The sequence below is a fragment of the Mesorhizobium sp. WSM4817 genome (genome assembly GCF_055811135.1).
Map to the genome: position 1 here is coordinate 1 of NZ_JBVVQQ010000077.1, position 2,645 is coordinate 2,645.

At 66.0% G+C, this 2,645-nt stretch carries 1 protein-coding gene; it reads left to right on the plus strand.

The genetic code is table 11. The annotated features are described in order from the left end of the window. The coding region (locus AC0L2K_RS34715; RefSeq protein WP_473533626.1) for an AMP-binding protein at positions 1–2,645 on the plus strand (2,645 nt) is incomplete at both ends.

Genomic DNA, 2,645 nt, shown 5'->3' on the forward strand with positions numbered 1-2,645 from the left:
AGCTGCTCGGGATCGAGCGCATCGGGCGCCACGACAACTTCTTCGAACTCGGCGGCCACTCGCTCCTGGCGGTGCAGCTGATGGAGCGGCTGCGGCGGCTGTCGCTCGGGGTGGAGGTACGCACCCTGTTCGCCAGGCCGGTGCTTTGCGATCTGGCCGAAAGCCTTGGCAGCCATCAGGAGGTGGGGGTGCCTGGCAACCCGATCACCGAGCAGAGCGCGGCGATTACGCCGCAGATGCTGCCGCTGATCGATCTTACCCCACAGGAGATCGACCGGATCGTCGCCACGGTGCCCGGTGGCGTCGGCAACATCCAGGACATTTATGGCCTGTCGCCGCTGCAGGACGGCATCCTGTTCCACCATCTGCTGTCGACGAAGGGCGATCCCTACCTACTGGTCTCGCAGATGGCGTTTGCCGAGCGCGGCCTGCTGGAGCGCTATCTTGGCGCGGTTCAGCAGGTGGTGGACCGGCACGACATTCTGCGTACGGCCTTTGTCTGGGAGGGGCTGTCGAGCCCGGCCCAGGTGGTGTGGCGGCGTGCGCCGCTGGAGGTGAGCGAGGTCGAGCTGGATGAGGTCGGCGACCCCAGTCATGAGCACCTGAAGCGCCGGTTTGATCCGCGCCGGCAGCGCATCGACCTTGGCCGGGCGCCGTTGTTGCGGTTTGTGATCGCGCGCGAGCCCGGCAGCGGGCGCTGGCTGCTGTTGCAGTTGCAGCATCATCTGATCGGCGATCACACGACGCTGGAGATCATGCATGCCGAGGTGCGGGCCGTGCTGGAAGGTCGCGGGCATGACTTGTCAGCACCGCAGCCGTTCCGCAATCTGGTGGCGCTGGCGCGCCTGGGTGTCAAGGCTAAGACGCATGAGGAGTTCTTCCAAGAGCAGTTGGCGGACATAGACGAGCCGACGCTGCCGTTCGGGCTAAGCCAAGTGCATGGCGACGGCAGCGGGGTTGGCGAGGCGCGGCGGGTGTTGCCGCAGGCGCTCAACGATCGGCTGCGGCAACAGGCGCGGCGGCTGGGGCTGAGCCTGGCCAGCCTTTGCCATCTGGCCTGGGGTCAGGTGGTGGCGCGGAGCAGCGGCCGAGAGCAGGTGGTGTTCGGCACGGTGCTGTTTGGCCGCATGCATGCCGGTCTCGGGGCCGACCGCGCAATGGGCCTGTTCATCAACACCCTGCCTGTGCGCCTCGACCTCGACGGCACCGGAGTTGAGGAAAGTCTGCGTCTCACCCATGCCCGTCTGGCAGAGCTGCTCTCACACGAGCATGCCTCGCTGGCGCTGGCGCAACGCTGCAGCGGCGTTGCGGCGCCGGCGCCGCTGTTCGGTGCGCTGCTGAACTACCGCCACACGCCGGCGGCCATGGCCGGCTCCAGGACGGATGATGGTCTGTCCGGCATGGAATGGCTGGGCAGCGAGGAGCGCACCAACTATCCGCTAACGCTGTCTGTGGAGGATTTTGGCGAGGCGCTCGGCCTCACCGCACAGGTGGCGGAGCCGATCTCTGCGGATCGGATCTGCGGCTACATGCAGCGGACGCTTGAAGCGCTGTCGGAGGCATTGGAGCAGGCTCCCGACAGGCCGGTGCGCGCGCTCGACATTCTTCCGCCCGAGGAGCGGATCTATCTTTTGGCGGAGCTGAACCGGACGGACGCGGACTATCCGTCGGGTCTTTGCATTCACGAGCTGTTCGAGCAACAGGTGCGCCAGGCGCCCGAGGCGGTGGCATTGGTGCATGACGAGGCGCTCTCCTATGGCGAGCTCAACGCCCGGGCCAACCGGCTAGCCCATCATCTGATCGCCCTCGGGGCCAAGCCGGATCAGCCGGTGGCGATCTGCGTCGAGCGCAGCCCGGCCATGGTGGTGGGGCTGCTGGCGATCCTGAAGGCGGGCGGCGCTTATGTGCCGCTGGACCCGGCCTATCCCTGCGCGCGGCTCAACCAGGTGCTCGCCGATGCCGCGCCCAAGCTGCTGCTGGCCGATGCGGCCGGCCGGGCCGCGCTCGGCCCTGAGGCGCTGGTCGATGTGATGGTGGTCGATCTGGAGGACACCCCGGTCTGGGCCGAACTGTCTGCTGCGGATCCCGAGCCGCGCGCCCTTGGCCTCACCGCGCGCCATCTCGCCTACATCATCTACACCTCGGGCTCCACAGGAACGCCCAAGGGCGTCATGGTCGAGCATCGCGGAGTGGTCAATCTGGGGCTGGCTCAGATCGGACTGTTTGGCGTCGGTTCAAACAGTCGAGTGGTGCAGTTCGCCTCCTTCGGCTTTGATGCGAGTGCCTGGGAAATGATTATGGCGCTTGGCTCCGGCGCTGCCTTGCATTTGCCTGCGGATGAGCTCCGCCAGGCGAGTGGTGAACTCTCGGATTACCTGCGGAGCGAATCGATCACCCACGCGACATTGCCTCCGGCCTTGCTGCAGGCAAGCAGGAGTGCGGAAAATTTGGCGTCGCAAGCTCTCATTCTAGCTGGAGAGCTGCCGAAGGCCGAACTCATCCGACGTTTACCTGCAGCATCTGTTATCAATGCCTATGGACCGACGGAAACGACAGTCTGTGCAACGACCTGGAGTTGCCCGGCTGAGTTTGATGGGCCAGTTGTCCCGATCGGCCGTCCGATTGCGAACACGCGGGTGTACCTG